Genomic DNA, 16,888 nt, shown 5'->3' with positions numbered 1-16,888 from the left:
ATTTCCCCGCTCATGAGTAGGATACTGCAAAACCCAGTTCATTCAGCTCCCGCTTCATTCTGTCCCTGTACGATCGATCCCCAACAATCTTGGTGACCCTGAGAACCCTTTCTGACTTTCTGGCTGAAAATCCTGATACTATGGTTCCGTTCTCCACAAGCAGGAAGAGGTTAGTTGATCCCACCCTGCTCTTTATGTAATCCTGGAAATAGAGCATGATTATGTCCTTTGGTATTAGGATCCTTGATGCTGCCGGGCGGCTTTCCCGCTCCTTAATACCAGGGCTGACGTAGATCATTGATCCTATACCCGTTGTTATTCCCTTGATTATTTTTCCCGATTTCACAAGATTCTGTACCACTTTCCTGAATTCTGTCCGGTCTGGATCGTCAGTGACCATCCGGTATCTGTTTTCGTCAAAGAAACCGAAGTTCTTCAGCATACCTTTCAATATTGTCTCAACAGCCTCGGACTTCCTGTATTTTTCCGGCACGAAAATGTATCTCCTGTCATAGTCCCTGGCAATGATGCACCTGGCATACAGATCCTTAATTGTGGACTTCACTCCCATTATGTCACGGCGCAGGTGCATCATGACATCGGCCTCCGTTGCTCCACCCAGCTCCATTATGGCGTGAAGCACTCTCTGCTGCTGGTCGTCAAGATCTGCACCGCGAATTGATCTGTAGAGGGATATGGTGTCGAGTGTGGCGTACGCCTGTATTCCATATGGTCCCTGGAATGTGTAAAGCAGCCTTGACTGGAAATAGTTGTGAAGAAGCGTATTCTTCATTCCCAGATAGGCAGATTCCACCTCATTCCTTACACCCAGCACGAACTCCTTCAGGACCTCAAAGACTATGTTGCCCTCATTCCTCTGGGCATTCATTATTGCATAGTTGAAAAGATCATCCTCCGTCAGATCAACTATCTCGGCATCTCCAAGTATGAGAGACCTGCGCGATACCTTGAATCCCGCCTCCTGGAATGGTTCGATCAGGACTTCCGGAGGTTGCTCGACAAATATTATCTCGGATCTCACAGCCAGTGCGTAATGCTTCAGGGATGCCATAAGCCCTTCCGGGTTTTCCACCGTTCCGTAAATGTTGCTGACCCAGAGCACATTGCTCCGCACAAGCATGGAAAGGCTGGCTGTTTCTGTGCCATTCTCCACAATTATCCAGTTGTAGTCTATCTCCCTGAGATATTTCTTCCCGAGGTATATTTCCAGAGGGTCTGTAACGGGAACAAGTGCGGATGATCCTGGGGGAACATGGAACTTCCTGGCTCCGTAGTACATGTCATTCCTTATGAAGACTGCCCGCATTCCGGCCTCCCTGATTGCATCATCGGGATCAAGCCAGAAGTTCCTGCCAATCTCCTGCCTTGAAATGGGCCCGAATTTTTCCACCAGCAGCCTGATGGCATCTGAGCGCTTTCCTTCCTGCTCTGTACCGAATAGCGGCACAAAGTTTCCATAAACATCACGCGTTATGGCCAGGCGGAACTCCAGGTTGCGCAAAGCCTGCCTGACTATCTTCATGGGGCTGCCGGACCTGCCTGCAAGGTCCTTCTCAGAAATTGGCCCGGATTTTATGATGGAGAAAATCTTTGCCTCCTCATCGTTTTCCTTCTCATATCTGAGAGTGAAAAGCGCCCGTGCCAGCCAGGATGCCACATATCCGTTCCTTCCCTTCATGAAGCGTCCCCTGAGGATGTAGCTGTCCGCAATAAGCGCCTCAAGATCTGATTGCGTAACTTTTGCTCCCCTGGAAATTATGCTGGAAATATCATACGCGTAACCATACTTTTCAAAATATTCCCGGGCATCGGCCACAGGCAATGAGAAGTTCATGACCCTTGCCTGGAGATCGTTGATCTCGCCCTTGCCGGTCATCTCGTCTATATCGGATTTCTGGATGTACTGCTTCGCGAAGACCGGCGTTATGTAATCATAAACAAGCGTACCATCATTGACCAGTCCGTCAAGAACAGGCTGCAGCAGATCATTTGAAACAGGCAGCCTTATTGATATCTCATCTCCTGTGAGGGGCCCCAGGCTTCCAATCAGGAGAAGGACAGCCATCCTGAGGGCTGACTCAAGATCAACATCCTCCAGATACAGGTCGTTGAGCCTGTACACAATGATACCGTCCCGCATGTGCCTCCTGACCATGTACGAGGATTCAAGCCTTGACAGATCCTCCTTCAGGCGGCTGTCTTCTATCTCTGTTTCTTTCTTTATTTCAGCAAATGTGAGGTCCCTGCATGAATCCATGACTTTGGACAGTTCCTGATCAAGCTTGATTTCGGACTGGAAAATCCTTCGTATAACAGGATAATGGTCCACATGAGTCCACACTGTGCCTCTTATGTAAGCCGAAACGATGATGTCATCATTTATGAGCTTTTCATTCAGGTCCGAAACCGCCACTTCAGCATATGGATATGGGCTGTTTACCCGGTTCTTGAACGGGTCGATCCAAAGGAAGTGAAGCGCTGCCTTCTCATAGGAGGCTTCGTCATTTATCCTGGGAACCTTTGACCTGAAATATTCGTCCACCTCTTGCTGGCTCTGGAACAGGAAATGCATGTCCTGGGAGCCGTAAACCTTGTCCAGTATCCTGCTCTGAAGTTCCTTGAGAAGCTTTGACCGATCCTCCATGAGCACCATGTCGGAGACGCCTGCAAGTATCAGTCCGTATGAGAACGGGCTGGTCTCCTGCCGGTAGTCCAGTATTGAGTAATGCTTTCCTTCTATGACGTCCTTAACATATTTCTGGGCACGTGGAACATCCATCATGTCGTTCATGATCTCATGAAATGTTTCCTTAATTACAGGAAAATTCCTCATTTCCTCCAGGGTCTTGAGCAGCTTGTCGCTTCTGAGCTGCTGCCTGGCAACCGAGATATCATATCCCTTGTATTTCCTGAGCACCATGAGGGATCGCGCTGCGCAGTGCCTGAACCGCTGCTTGAACACCTCCGTGTTTGAGAGGCTGCGCCTTACAAGTTCCGGGAAGTCCTGGTCCTTCAGCAGCAGGATTGCCTCCCTTATGGGTATTTTCTTTTCGTAGGTAAGCATGAAGCCGTCATCTGTTACAGTTATCCTGGTGTTAACAGAATAGTGGTTGGAAATGACAAGTGCGAATGCCCTGGAGATTGCGTCATTGACTCTCCTGCCCAGTGGTATGTGAAAGATCATGTTATAGAGGCCGGCGTTGTCCTTGTAACCCTCTATGAGAAGATGCGTATCTGTGGGGATGCCGAACTTGCTCTGGGTCTTGAGGTATGATATGAGGCTCTCTGCGCCATATTCGTCCACATGATAATTCTCAACCAGCCATGTCCGGATATCCTCGCCGCTGTTGATCTTTGCAATGGCTGTTTTCCTGAACTCCCCAATGAGGACACCAAGATCATAGCTCCTTGGCAGCATTTCGCCTGACCAGGATGGAACGGTTGGCCTCATTCCCGTGGCGTCCTTGACATATACCCTGTTCCGGCTGGACTTCATGTACATGTATGTCTTTGCGCCAAGAACAAATATATCTCCCTGCTTAAGGCGCTCCACAAACTTGTCGCTGAGCTGCCCGAGATTTCTGCCCTTCTCGTTGATCACCTTGTAGTCGGCTTCGTCCGGGATGGTTCCCACATTCATGAAGTAGATCATCCTGCTGCTCTTCTTCTTCCCGAAGGTGTTCTGCACATCATCGTACCATATCTTGGAATAGATGACATTGTCCTCTACCTTTCCGGAGAGGTAGTTTATGACCTCCATGAAGTCCTCTTTGTCCAGTGTGTGGAAGGAATATGAATTTCTTATAAGGCTGAAAGCCTCATCCACAGTCCATACCTTTTCCAGCGTCATTCCAACCACTGCCTGTGCCAGCACATCCAGGGAGTTTGTTGGAACAACGACCTTATCAATATCCCGATCGTATGCGGCCTTTGTCAGGACTGCACATTCCATGAGGTCATCCAGATCAAATACAAGGAAACGGCCCATTGAAAGATCATGAATGCCATGGCCCGAACGTCCTATGCGCTGCAGCCCCTTGGAAACGGATTTTGGGCTCCCTATCTGGACAACAAGGTCGATGTAGCCGATATCAATTCCCAGTTCAAGGGAGGTGGAGGTTATGACACACTTGAGCTCCCCGTTCTTCAGCTTGTTCTCCACTTCTATCCTGGTTTCCTTACCCAGTGAAGAATGGTGCGCCTCTATGCTCTCTATCCCCCTTGCTTTCAGCCTCATTGCCACATGCTCTGTTCCGCTTCTGGTATTGGTGAACACAAGGGTTGTCTTGTGATCGTTAATCAGTTTCACAAGGGTGTCATACATCCTCTCATTGGCCACCTCATAACTGGTCTTGGTCAGATCGTTCACAGGAGTTATGGTTTTCAGATCAAGGAATTTCTTTGTGTCAACATCAATTATGGTAAAATCCCGTGGATTCTCGCCGTCATAGCCGCAGAGATATGTGGCTATGAGATCAAGAGGAGCCTGCGTTGCCGACAGGCCAATCCTGACGAAGTCCTTGTTTGCTGCTGCCAGCCTCTCCAGGTTTACAGAGAGCAGTGCACCCCTCTTTGTGGCAGAAATTTCATGAATCTCATCGATGATGAGGTACCTGAGGTCCTGAAGCTTTTCCCTGAACTTCGGGGCAGACAGCGTCAGTGAGAATGATTCCGGCGTTGTTATGAGGATGTGGGGCGGTTTCCTGAGCATCTTCTGCCTTTCATTCTGAGGTGTATCTCCAGAGCGAACTGCCACCCTTATCCTTGGGAGCTTCATCCCTTCAGATTCCGCAAGATCGTAAATCTCTCCAAGCGGCGTGTTGAGGTTCTTGTTTATGTCATTGGCGAGAGCTTTCAGCGGGCTGATGTAAAGACAGTATATGCGGTCCTCTAGCTTTCCTTCCCTTGCAAGTGCGAACAGTTCGTTGATGACTGAAAGGAAACCCGTGAGTGTCTTCCCGGTTCCAGTTGGACTTGAGACAAGTACGTTCTTCCTGGCATGTATGAGAGGAATCGCTCTCTTCTGTGGATCAGTAAGACCTGTATATTTCTGGTTGAACCATTTTGAAATCAATGGATCCAGAAATGGAAGGTGATCCTCAACGTGAAACCTGTCAACTTCAGCCTGCTGCATGTTTTTTAACCTTGTACTGAGTTGTAATCGATATATAACATCTTCCATAATAGAATCCACTGGAAAACGCTATAAGTCCCGTTGCAATGTTCAGGGTTTAAGTAAGGCAGTTCAGGTATGCTGCCTGCCCGTAACAGTGTGGGAAGTCGAGTCATTCAGCAGTTTTCTTGCAAGATGCTCCAGCGTTGCATCCCTTTCCCTTGTTCCCCTTAGCACCTCCGAATAGAATTGTATGGCCCTGTCGTAATCTGCCACGTTCACCGGCTTGGGAACACCATCCTTTCCACCTACTGCGAAGGAGAATTTCACAGGGTCCCTGAATGAAGGCTTATCGCCGTATATAATCTCTGCCAGATAGGATAGTGCCCTGATTGTGGATTTGCCCATGCCCTTCATGAATGCAATGTCCTGGAAGCTTGATGGCTGATACTCGTATATCTCCCGCATTTTTGCCCAGTTTATCCTGTAGTCCAGCCTGAGAACATCCTGCTGGTTCTGGAAATTATCAAGGGTCTTCTGGGGGCCATCAGTCAGTTTCATCCGGTATCTTAACGGATCTTCCCGTGCCATCTCCAGCATTGATCTTCTGTTCCCTTCACTGTTTCTTGTGGTGAGGTCCACGACTCTATCAATCTGGCGGGGAGCTGAAATGCCGTTTCTTCCATCGTTGAAGAAATCCAGGCCAGTTCTGCTTATCCAGTGGTATCGTCTTGCCATTCTCTGTTGCGGATTCATTCCCTGCTGGACAATGCTCCACTTCCCATGGGTGTCCAGAACCAGGAACTGCATGTAAAGATCAAAGCCATCTATGAGCAGGTTCTGGTCCACCCTTGCTATTCTCCTGGCATCCTCCATTATCCTGTGTATTTTTGATTCTGATAGTGCCCCTGTGGCAACTATTTCCATGGATTCAGCAGCCATCTCACCAAGATGCCTGCCCTTCCCGCCAAGAATAAAAACAGGGGAATCTTTCAGGCGGGAATAGTGCTCCTTTATGGCGCTGAGCGTGGCTGTAGTTGTTCCGCTTGAGTTCCAGTCAAAACCTATGGCCAGGGAAAGGGAATGAAACCAGAAGGGATCGGAGACCTTTTCAAGATATTCCTCCACTCCAAACCGTTCTATTATCAGATCTGAAATGAGTCCTCCAAGTTTCACCATCCTGCGGTAAAGATATTCAGGAGGATGTCCGTAATGGAGCGGAAGAATTGCAGAGCCTTTTCTTTCCAACACTCAGTCATGATGTCGGTAATTTTAACGTTTGCTGGAGTAAGGTTCTTTCACAATATCTGGGGAAAAAATGTGATTACAGAGAAATGACACAAAAAATGAGAAACGGGGATAATCAGTATATCCCGGAATTACTCTTTTTTCTCTTCCACTTTCTTCTTGGCGGGAGCCTTCTCTTTCTTGGCTCTTGGTTTTGATTCCTTTGGCTTCTGCTCCTGAGCCTTTGGTTCTTTCTTTATTTCGGTGTAACCGCATCTTCCGCAGGTGAAACGGTCGGCATGCTCAGCAAGGAATACACCGGGCCCGCATCTGGGGCAAAATCTTCTCTTCCTGACCAGCTTGGAATCCTCAAGGACATAAAGTTCACGCTTCATCACTGGCCCTCACCCTCTTTTGTTTTGAGCCCGTTCCTGATAAGCTCATAATCGGGCTCATAAAGCATTGCGCTTTCCTTATCCTTGTATATCTTGGAGTACCCCTTGACCTCATTTTTTCCTGTTTCCTGAAGGTTCCTCTCAACTATTACAAGATCCTTTGGTGATCCTGTATTCTTGGCAATAATTTCCCTGATCTTGTCTCTGCTGGGCGTAGGCTCATCCTTGAAAACAAGCCTGTACCTGACCTCCTTTCTGTGCAGGAGAATATTGTCATTCACGTTTTCTATCTTTAATTCTGGCATCTGATTTCCATCCTTTCAATTAGTGCTTTAACCTCATCCTTAATGGCTTCGTCCACCTTGATGCAGGCCATGCCCACATCTGGAACTCCGTAGGTTACCACTGTATTTATGTCTGAATAAAAAATTATTGGTATGACCGCAAGATCCTCCTCGCCATCCACCTCAATCCTTCCGCCATTCCCGGAAAGCATTCTCTCTATAAGGAGGAACATGTCATGGGTAATCACTCCAGGCGGGTTTCGGACATGCTCCGATCCGGCCTGGCTTCGGAATTCTCCCGGAAGATTTCTCTTGGTCCTCAGATCCACGACTTCCAGGAATGGATGTACTCCATTTCTGTGTAGAATATCTGTTGTCACGTCGCCCACTGAAATTATGCGGGATTTCGCTGACATTGCACGCACCTCGGAAGGTGTGCACAGTTTCCCGCTATAATTAGCTATGTTCTCCCTGAGATCGCTTCCCACGAGAAATTCATTGCCTGACCTTAATTGCATACGCACCAGGCTCTGTGATCCCTGCCCTTTCTGCGATTATGGAAAGCTTTGGTTCAGTCACTATGACGAATCCAAACCATTCTGTGGACGTCTTCTCTTCCCCGTGTATGGGGCAGTTCTTCTCAGTGGTGATAAGATGACATTTCTTGCATGCCCTGTAAACCTGCTTCATTTTCCTGCCTCAGTTCTCAATTTTCCTGGCGAGCCATTCCAGTTTGCCAAGTCCGCTCTGTTTCATGGTAAATCCAATTTTGCTGTCCTCAAGTGTTGAAGAATTGAGGTTCAGAGAAACGATTCTTACTCTTACCCGGTCTCCGGCCTTGATATCTCTTTTGGTTTCCTTACCGATAAATCTCTGGTTCGCCATATCCACATCTATTCTGTCGTCCATTATCTGGCTCTTATGCAGAAGCCCCTCGAATGGTCCAAACTTGATGAAAGCACCGAAGTTCTGGACGGAAACAACAATGCCTTCCACAATCTCCTGCATTTCTGGATAATATGCGAGTGCCTTGAATTTTATTGATTGATATACACCGCCATCTCCGTGCACTATGGTTCCTTCTCCCAGCCTTTCCACATTCATTATGGACACCACATAGCACTTCCCAAGCATCCTTGTATCGTCAGCCGGGTCCTTAAGATCGATGAGTTTCCCTTCAAGGGACCCTTTGGAAACATCCTTGACTGCTTCTCCGTAATCGAATCCCAGCTTCTCCGGTGGTATTCTGGCTATGTATTCATCTTCAATTATAATGTACATCCTTCACCTTCCCTGCTGAATGCCATTACCAGCAACTGCATCCATTCAAACTTACCAGGACGTGAGTCCAGGATTGTTGCGTTGCATATTGGACAGCCTGACAGCAGGCATACGTTGCTGTATAATGACGGGAATTATTAATGTTGTGATACTGAAAACCATAACAGCAATATATCCAGACCAGCAAACTAATAACATTCTATTCATTACTTTCACATTATGGAAGAGAGCAGATTGCCTGAAACGCACGAGATCCTGAAGAATACGGTAAGGGAATTCGTTTCCAAAAAAGTAGCTCCTGTTGCAGCAACAATGGATGAGCATGATGAATTCCCGGTTGAGATATTCAGAGAAATGGGAAAGATGGGCCTGCTTGGGATAACCATTCCAGAGGAATTCGGAGGTTCAGGGATGGATTATCTTGCACAGGCCATAGTTACTGAGGAAATAGCCTATGAATCAGCATCCCTTGCACTCTCATATGCGGCACACAGCAATCTCTGTCTTGACAACCTTTACAGAAACGGCAGCAGGGAAATAAGGGAGAAATTCGTCCCAAAACTCTGCTCCGGTGAATGGATCGGTTCCCTGGCAATGACAGAGCCGGGGTCTGGTTCGGATGCACTTGCAATGAAGTCGCAGGCGGTGAAGGAAAACGGCAGGTATTATCTCAGCGGTTCGAAAACCCTTATCACCAATGCGCCCTATTCCGATCTTTTTCTCACCTACGCCAGAACCGATGACGGGCATTCTGCGTTCGCTGTCCTGGCCACCGACACGGGTTTCTCCAGGGGTAACAAGTTCTCGAAGATGGGAATGCGCGGTTCTCCAACCGGAACAATCTTCTTTGACAGGATAGAGCTTGATCATTCCCGCATACTTGGAAAAATCGGAGACGGGAAGCATATAATGCTCAGCGGCCTCAACTCAGAGCGGATCATACTGGCATTTCTGTTTATTGGGGTGGCAAGAAAGGCACTGGACACTGCCCTGAAGTATTCCATGGAAAGGAAACAATCCGGCAGGCATCTTTATGAATTTCAGCTCATAGAGGAAAAATTAGCGTACATGTATGTGCGATACAGGACAAGCCGGCTAATTTCCCAGGATGCTCTGGTAAAGGTGGAGGCTGATCCGCTGGATTCACTTTCAGCAGCATCAGCAGTGCTGCATGCGTCGGAAAGCGCCGAATACATTGCACGGGAAGCTATCCAGATACATGGCGGATATGGGTATGTGAAGGACTTTGGTGTGGAACGACTTCTCCGTGATGCAATCCTCGGGCAGATAGGCGGTGGAACCACAGAAATAAGGAAACACCTGATTTCAACTGCGCTTGTTAAAAGCTATAAGAGGGATGGGGTAATACCGGAATGAAATATGAAGTGTATCGTCTGCGATAAGAATGAGGCAGTGGATCACGGGCAGTGCCTTGAATGCCTTAGCAAAGGTTTGCAGATTTCTGTAACCGGTTCAATAGACATAACAATATGCCCCAAGTGTGGCTCATACAAAATAGGAAACAGGTGGCACAGGTCAGCAATGAAGGCGAACCTTGCCTCAAAACTTGAGAAGCATATTTCCAGTGGTGAAACTGGAACAGAATTGAGAGTTGTTGCTGATTCCATTGATATTAAGAGGACCGAAGGCAGGATTGACTTCCTTGTGACAGCCGACTACAGGAATCTTGTGTCACAACCGCGCCACCTGAGCATACCCGGTAAGATTCTTCTGAACAGCTGCCCAACCTGCAACAAGATCACAGGGTCATATTACGAGGCTATAATCCAGATGAGGACCCTGGACGCTGAATATTCCCCAATCATCGACAGCGCAATGGACCTCATCGATCCTTTCCTGGTCAACATGGAGAGCAACTCAAACGATTCCTTTGTTTCAAAGATTGTCAGGCTCAAGGAAGGCCTAGATCTGTATATAGGCAAAAAGAATGATGCGCTTAAAATTTCAAAATTCTTACATGACAACTTCTTCTCGGAGATAAAGACCACAAAAAAACTTGCTGGCAGGAAGGAAGGAGAGGATTTCTACCGATACACATACCTTGTCAGGCTGATGAATCTTAAAGCAGGCACACTGATGTACCATAATGGGATTACGTACATTCTTGAAACAGCTACAGCAAATACCCTGAAATTAATCGATGCTTCATCGGAGAGAAGGGTGGATGTGCAGCAGAACGACTTCTATTCTGGGTCATACACGTACTCTAACGAAGTTGTCCCTCTCAGGAAATATATTGTCCTTGCAGCCGGAAACGACGAGACACAGATAATGGACAGCGTAACATTCACCACTCACTTTGTTAAGGGCAATTTCAGCGGAGAGATCAGTGCCTTCGATTATAATGGCAAATTTATAGTAAAAAGGAATTAGCGGCATCATTATTATTTCATCCTGTCATATCCATCGGCGTGGATTTATGAACATAAGATCTGAATGGGATCCGCTAAGGGAGGTCATGATGCACAGGCCAGGCACAGAGATCGATTATGCCATGCTGGCGCCAAAGGCGTTTCTCTTCGAAAGGCCATTCAAGTCACGGGTTGCGGTTCAGGAGCACGAGAATCTGGAACTGGTGCTGAAGGAGAACGGAGTAAGGGTGAGATTGCTCAGGAACACAGTTGTGGACGCTGCGGACCAGAATCCTGATTTTCGGCAGGAGCTGGAGCAGAAAGTTCTGGACACAGTAAGATTCTTTGGGAACCTGAACAGATCCGGGCAGGCAAAGGCAGAACTTGAAAGAAATATAAAATACCTGGATTCATCAACACTTTTCAATATTATAACACTTGAGCCGTCCATTGACCTGAAGGAGGACAGCGAACCTGGTAGTGAGTATCCTACGGTTTATTCCAACGTGCCTCTTGCAAACCTGTATTTCATGAGGGATCAGCAGGCCGTTGTTCCGGGAGGGGTAATCTTCGGGAAGATGAAGAGACTGCAGAGAATGAAGGAACCAGAGATCACGCAGTTCGTTATTTCCAGGGCCCTGAGGGAGAAGAACTCCATAACAATATCAGAGAACGGAGTCTTTGAAGGCGGGGATTTCATGCCAGCAGGGAAGTTCGCCCTCATTGGAACAGGATCAAGGACCAATCTGGACGGTGCCATGCAGGCAATAAGATCTGGTCTTCTGGACTTCGATGAGATTGCAGTGGTGAATAACCCACTCTATGATTTCATGGCTGGAAGCCCCAAAGACCCCATGGTGAACATGCACCTTGACACATACTTCAATCTGGCCGGAGATGGTGTTGCGGTTGGTGCTGGCGAACTAATGCGAAAGGCTGAACTGACAATCTATTCAGGAAGAGGGTCGGACCGGGGAACCGTGATGGGAAAGGATACCCTGTACAGTTACCTGAAAAAGAAAAGCTTCAGTCTGGTGGAACTGAGTCTGGCAGAGCAGCTTGGGTATTCCTCAAACTTTCTTACACTCCGGGACAGGAAAATTGTTGCAGTTAACGTTGCGACCGTGCTTGACAGGCTTCTCGGACAGCATGTATTTCCAGACTATGTGGAGCGGGAAGTACAAAAGGATCTGGAGAATAAGGGGAGAAATGACCTCTTTCCAAACAGCAAGGCTGTCAGGGATCATGGCATCGACCATGTGGAGGTTAAACTGAGTGAATTGACAGGTGGATACGGTGGAGCCCACTGCATGACCGCAGCGCTTTCACGCTGATCCCACCCATCACATCGAAACCTTTAATTCAAAATCAGCATTACGCTGACATCACGATAGATCACAGAAAATTTAGAGGGATTTAATGGCAAAGGATAGAAGTTCAAAGAAAGGAAAGGACAAATTCAAGGAGAAAAACTGGTACACCATAGTATCACCTGATTATTTCGGCGGAAAAGAGCTTACACTGAGTCTTGGCAACTCGCCTGAGAGCATGGTTGGCAGGAAGGTGGAAGTGCCGGTTTCAGATTTTACAGGGAATTTCAAAAGAGCCAACGCAAAGATGATATTCAAGATCCTTTCCTGCCAGGGAACAAAGTGTTCCACTGAATTCCTGGGTCACTCCCTTAGTGATGACTATATCAGAAGAATGGTCAGGCGCAGAAAAGAGAGAATAGATATTATTCATGAGGTCAATGCATCCGATAAGTCAAAGATGGTTCTCAAGGTGGTCATCGTCACAGACGGAAAACTCAATGCCTCCAAGAGAGTGGAAATCAGAAACTCCGTTCTATCCTTCCTTGATGAGAAATCCAGTGGTATGACATACGGAGATCTTGCCAAGTACGTTGTTGGCGACGACATATACAATGACATAATCAACGCGGCGAAAGATATATACCCTATCAGGAAGATTGAGCTCAGAAAGTCGGTACTTGTTACCCACGAGAACAGCGGAAATGCAGTTAATACCGAAGAGCCTGGAATAGAACAGGCATCCTGATTTTTTTATGCCGGGGTGGCTTAGCTGGAGGAGCGCCGGACTCATAAGAATGGAATGTTCTGAGAAATCCGGAGGTCTCGGGTTCGAACCCCGATCCCGGCATACCCCAAAAAGTTCAATGCTATATTGCTTCCACAATGGTTATCTTACCACTCTCATGCATCTTTCTGTCATTGAAGCTATTCTTAATGCGTTCGTTTGAAAGCTGAATAAAGGTGGATGTTCTTATGTCTTCGAGCTTACTTATATAGCCTGGAACAGCACTCACTTTGTTGCCCTATCATTATCTGATAAGGGAGTATTTGTGAAGGATAAAAATCGTATTCACTTAAAATATTAATCAAATCCTAACTGGATCGTAGAATTTTATTTAGTCATACAATTTTTTCAGTGATCGACCATTATTACTAAAACGGCTGTTCATTGTTCTTTTTCTGAAAAATTATTAAATAATCTCTTACCCTAAGGCCCCAAATTCCATTGAGTATAGGTGTGAGTGGTTCGCCGCGATGATTATAAGCCTCAACTTTACGAAGAGCCCTCATTTTAACATTTCCTGAATAACATTATCACGTTTTGATAATAGATCCGGAATCTCAAGTCAGAATTAGATCTTGAGTCATAGGTGTTAATACGTATGGAAACATGATCAAATTCCTGATTCTAGGCCCATTTATGTCATCAATTCCTTCCATAAGCCTAGGGAAAGGATTGGAAGATATTCCTTAAGCTAATATCTGCTGGCTATTTCAGGGGAGTAGGAAAGAACCAGCATTTCTTGAATCATGAACCAGAAAAAGGTTAATATGTTTTACACACAAATATATGTGTGTGAACTAGATGGGAAGCAAAAACATATCTATTTCTGATGAAGCCTACTTAAGGTTATCAGAGCTAAAGTTAAAAAACGAAAGTTTTACAGAACTCATTTATAGATTGACAAATAAAACAAATGTGCTTGATTTAAGGGACATCATAAGTGAAGATGAGGGAAAATCCTTAGAGGAAAATATTGGAGATTCGAGGAAACTAAGCAAGGAAAGAATAGATAATGATAGCTGATACTTCATTTCTTATAGACATAATGAAATCTGATAAAGAGGCTATAAAGAAAGCTGAGGAAATTGAAAATAAAGGAAGCACTATCGCAGTTACCTCGATTTCAATTTTTGAGTTGTTCGTTGGTGTGACCCTTAGCATTAAACAGGATCGGGAGAGAAATAAGATAAATCGAATACTCAAAGGCCTATCAATAATAAGTTTTGATGAGGATTCTGCAATAGAGGCTGGAAAGATCTTTGCACAAAAAAGAAAGAATGGATCAACAATAGAACCAGAAGATTCTATGATTGCAGGTATCTGTTCAAGAAGAAATGAGATCCTAGTCACTCGAAATATTAAGCATTTTAACGATATAGAAGGTTTGAGAGTAGAGAGTTAGTGACCTCCTACCCTATCTTTCGAAAGGGGCTTCCTGCTTCCACGGTTACCAGCGGAACCTCCACAGGCATGAATTCCCTCCGGCCCGGGGGCACTTTGCTCTCCATGCTCAGCCAATGGACTTTACGGACACAGGCACGCATGGAGCCACGCGTTATCCAACCTTCTTCCATTCTGTCTGCTGGTGAGCATCGTAATACTTCTAGAAAACATAAAAAAGTTTCACCTTCGTCCCTCCCTTTCGGAAGGGGGGATTTCCCGCTCAATTTCGTTAAATCCCGACCGGTCCACTTACTTCTCCTCCTTAATCAGTTCCTTCTGAAATCTCTCCTTCATTTCCGGATTATCCGCAATCTGCTGCAGCACCGTCTCGAGGATCAGATCCTGGAAGTCATCGGGAAATGATTCGACGATCCTCTTTGTGGGATCATCCACCACTTCCGACTTCATTATTGCAGTTTCGATCTCTCTTGCCTCCTCCTTCAGTTTTTTCTCCGTCAGTGAGCGGCCAAGGATCATGCCGCACTTCCAGCAGAACCTCGCCTTGGGATCATTGGGTTCCCTGCACCTTGGGCATACAGATGGCTCCTGAGATTCTATTGATCTTTCTTCCTTGACCTCAATGCCGTATGCCTTCAGGATTGCATTGTCCTGGTCCCTACCGGAAAATTGCAAGTATGTCTGCGTCTTCCTTGATCTATGAGCTCATCCCATCTGTGCCTCCAGCGGTGCCTCAGTGACCCCGGATGCCAGTATTGTTGCCCTGGTATGCCTGAACAGGTGCGGATATATGCGCCTCTCTATCTTTGCTTCCTGCAATCCCTTTCTCATGAATTTATACACGTTGGCGTGCTCAAGCATGTAGATATAGCCTGTTTATGTGCTGCACAATACATCGCCAACATGTGATGGTTAAATTTAATTGGGGAGTCCTTGTCATCCCCTGACATGGTGGAAATGGTTTCACTCTGAAAAATATATATTGCAAAAAGCTTTTTTACGGTGTAAATTAATAATTATCAATCGAATAATAAAAATAATGTCAGCAAAAAATTGACACAAAGAATATGATATTGAAATTAATTTTTAAACATGGCAATCAGGGCTGTACTTATAAGGCCTTCAAACAAAACGGGCAGCGCATACATGACCAAATGGGGATTTCTTCCTGCCCCGCTGAGTCTACTGACGCTTGCCGGAGAAATCAGAAGGCTCCAGGACAGTTCCATAAAGATAATAGATATGGAGGGTGATAAACTCAGTCTTGATGATGCGGTTGATGAGGCTGTTAAATTCAAACCTGATCTTGTTGGAATCACCCTGCATGCCACAGCAGCACATAATACTGCAGGTTATATTGCCAGAAAGATAAAGGAGAAGAGCCCTGATACCATTCTGGTGGCAGGCGGACATCATGCTACGTTTCTTCCAAAGGAAATCATAAGATCCGGTTTTGACATTTCTGTTCTCGGCGAAGGCGATGAGACTATCTATGAAATTGCAAAGGCAGTGGCTGAAAACACAGGATTCCAGAATATACCCGGTATTGTCTACCTGAGTAACGGTATGATTAAGAGGAACAGGCCCAGAAGACTCATTCCGGACCTGGACAGCCTGCCCATGCCGCCGCTTGATCTTCTGGATTCTTCAAAGTATACTTTCAGCGTGTTCGGTGCAGAAGATAAGGTAATGTGTCTTGAGACATCCCGCGGCTGTCCATACGCATGTGACTTCTGCTCAGTAACCCCAACATGGGGCAACATGTGGAGAAACAAATCCAACGAGAGAATTCTGGAGGAGATGCGTCTTGCCAAGGTCGCCGGCTACAACTGGATATTCTTCACAGATGATATTTTCGTTGTGCATCCAAATGTAAAGCACAGGGAACAGCTTTTTGACATGATCATAGAAGAGAACCTTGACATGAAATGGATAGTGCAGATGAGGGCAGATGTTACCGCAAAGTACCCGGAACTGATAAAGAAAGCATCACAGGCCGGAATGCGCATATCGTTCCTCGGGGTTGAATCTGGCAGTGAGGAAATTTTGAAAAAAATGCACAAGGGTGAATTCACTCCTCAATCCGTGCAGGCAGTCAAAACTCTTGACCAGAATGGAATAATTGTTCTCATAGGCATGATGATCGGGGCACCCTATGAAAGATTCAGGGACGTAATCTCCACAATACGCTTCTCCAGGCAGCTTGAGGCCGCAGGAGCTGATGCTGTTCAATTTTCAATCTACACGCCCCTGCCTGGAACAAGAATATTTGATGATGCCCTGAGAACAAATACACTGTTCACACTGGATTGGGACAGATATGATGTTCTCACGCCGGTAATGAAAACCGGTTTCGGACCGGTAAGGGACCAGATGGCCCAGTTTTATGCATCATACAGCTTCTACATACACAAGTTCCTGAGAGACAAGCTGAAAGGCATAAAGAGAAGCGCCGCAAAGACTCAACTTGTTGACAATGCCTATAATTTCATACTTAAGATGATGCCACAATATCTGCGGGAATTTTTCGGTTTTCCCAGATATATCCTTCAGACGTATGATCTGTACTGGAATTTCAGAAAACATCCCGCTCTTGATTCTGAAAAGGTTGCAGAGGCCCTTGAGACCTCAAACAAGATAGTGTATGATCAGGGGGAGAAAAGGAATCCCTATTTCATGATAAAGGAGTCCCGCTGA

The 16,888-nt window shown here is 46.2% G+C and carries 16 protein-coding genes and 1 tRNA gene; 8 read left to right on the top strand and 9 right to left on the bottom strand.

Annotated features, from left to right (window positions below; all coding sequences use genetic code 11):
- Positions 1–10: 10 nt before the first annotated feature.
- The 7 genes from RE469_01040 to RE469_01010 form a co-directional block, all read right to left on the bottom strand.
- A complete protein-coding gene (locus tag RE469_01040; protein WMT44801.1) occupies positions 11–5,155 on the bottom strand; it encodes an ATP-dependent helicase in 5,145 nt (1,714 codons plus the stop codon).
- A gap of 111 nt (positions 5,156–5,266) precedes the next feature.
- On the bottom strand, positions 5,267–6,382 hold the full coding sequence (locus tag RE469_01035) for a DUF763 domain-containing protein (protein WMT44800.1): 1,116 nt from the start codon (positions 6,380–6,382) through the stop codon (positions 5,267–5,269).
- 131 nt (positions 6,383–6,513) lie between these two features.
- Positions 6,514–6,756: a 30S ribosomal protein S27ae gene (locus RE469_01030; GenBank protein WMT44799.1), complete on the bottom strand. Its 243-nt coding sequence runs from the start codon at positions 6,754–6,756 to the stop codon at positions 6,514–6,516.
- Positions 6,756–7,061: a 30S ribosomal protein S24e gene (locus tag RE469_01025; GenBank protein WMT44798.1), complete on the bottom strand. Its 306-nt coding sequence runs from the start codon at positions 7,059–7,061 to the stop codon at positions 6,756–6,758. Before RE469_01025 ends, RE469_01030 begins: the two co-directional genes overlap by 1 nt.
- Positions 7,049–7,558 (bottom strand): DUF359 domain-containing protein, encoded by a 510-nt coding sequence (locus RE469_01020; GenBank protein WMT44797.1) that lies wholly within the window; start codon positions 7,556–7,558, stop codon positions 7,049–7,051. The genes RE469_01025 and RE469_01020 overlap by 13 nt, the downstream gene beginning before the upstream one ends.
- The gene (spt4, locus tag RE469_01015; protein WMT44796.1) at positions 7,536–7,730 is read right to left on the bottom strand and encodes a transcription elongation factor subunit Spt4; all 195 of its coding nucleotides are present in this window, start codon (positions 7,728–7,730) and stop codon (positions 7,536–7,538) included. The genes RE469_01020 and spt4 overlap by 23 nt, the downstream gene beginning before the upstream one ends.
- Before the next feature lie 9 nt (positions 7,731–7,739).
- Positions 7,740–8,321, bottom strand: a complete 582-nt coding sequence (locus RE469_01010; protein ID WMT44795.1) for a DNA-directed RNA polymerase — start codon at positions 8,319–8,321, stop codon at positions 7,740–7,742.
- Positions 8,322–8,540: 219 nt separating this feature from the next.
- On the opposite strand from RE469_01010, the gene RE469_01005 reads away from it, so the two are divergent.
- The 7 genes from RE469_01005 (at position 8,541) to RE469_00975 (ending at position 14,192) form a co-directional block, all read left to right on the top strand.
- Entirely contained in the window at positions 8,541–9,698 is a 1,158-nt protein-coding gene (locus RE469_01005; GenBank protein WMT44794.1) for an acyl-CoA dehydrogenase family protein, read from the top strand.
- Between the two features lie 3 nt (positions 9,699–9,701).
- A complete protein-coding gene (locus tag RE469_01000; protein ID WMT44793.1) occupies positions 9,702–10,715 on the top strand; it encodes an NMD3-related protein in 1,014 nt (337 codons plus the stop codon).
- Positions 10,716–10,761: 46 nt separating this feature from the next.
- Entirely contained in the window at positions 10,762–12,027 is a 1,266-nt protein-coding gene (locus RE469_00995) for an arginine deiminase family protein (protein WMT44792.1), read from the top strand.
- Between the two features lie 85 nt (positions 12,028–12,112).
- Positions 12,113–12,751 (top strand): 30S ribosomal protein S3ae, encoded by a 639-nt coding sequence (locus RE469_00990; protein ID WMT44791.1) that lies wholly within the window; start codon positions 12,113–12,115, stop codon positions 12,749–12,751.
- Positions 12,752–12,760: 9 nt separating this feature from the next.
- Positions 12,761–12,853 (top strand) — tRNA-Met (locus RE469_00985).
- A gap of 738 nt (positions 12,854–13,591) precedes the next feature.
- Positions 13,592–13,813 (top strand): antitoxin VapB family protein, encoded by a 222-nt coding sequence (locus tag RE469_00980; GenBank protein ID WMT44790.1) that lies wholly within the window; start codon positions 13,592–13,594, stop codon positions 13,811–13,813.
- Entirely contained in the window at positions 13,803–14,192 is a 390-nt protein-coding gene (locus RE469_00975) for a type II toxin-antitoxin system VapC family toxin (GenBank protein ID WMT44789.1), read from the top strand. The genes RE469_00980 and RE469_00975 overlap by 11 nt, the downstream gene beginning before the upstream one ends.
- A 290-nt stretch (positions 14,193–14,482) precedes the next feature.
- Here RE469_00975 and RE469_00970 read toward each other — a convergent pair whose 3' ends face one another.
- On the bottom strand, positions 14,483–14,866 hold the full coding sequence (locus RE469_00970) for a zinc ribbon domain-containing protein (GenBank protein ID WMT44788.1): 384 nt from the start codon (positions 14,864–14,866) through the stop codon (positions 14,483–14,485).
- Positions 14,867–14,896: 30 nt separating this feature from the next.
- Positions 14,897–15,052, bottom strand: a complete 156-nt coding sequence (locus RE469_00965) for a hypothetical protein (GenBank protein WMT44787.1) — start codon at positions 15,050–15,052, stop codon at positions 14,897–14,899.
- Positions 15,053–15,283: 231 nt separating this feature from the next.
- Here RE469_00965 and RE469_00960 point away from each other — a divergent pair, with 231 nt between their 5' ends.
- On the top strand, positions 15,284–16,888 hold the full coding sequence (locus RE469_00960; protein ID WMT44786.1) for a radical SAM protein: 1,605 nt from the start codon (positions 15,284–15,286) through the stop codon (positions 16,886–16,888).

This window comes from Cuniculiplasma divulgatum (assembly GCA_031200235.1).
GTDB lineage: Archaea > Thermoplasmatota > Thermoplasmata > Thermoplasmatales > Thermoplasmataceae > UBA509.
The sequence above is the reverse complement of the archived record's forward strand: the minus strand, read 5'-3'. Positions and strand labels throughout refer to the sequence as shown.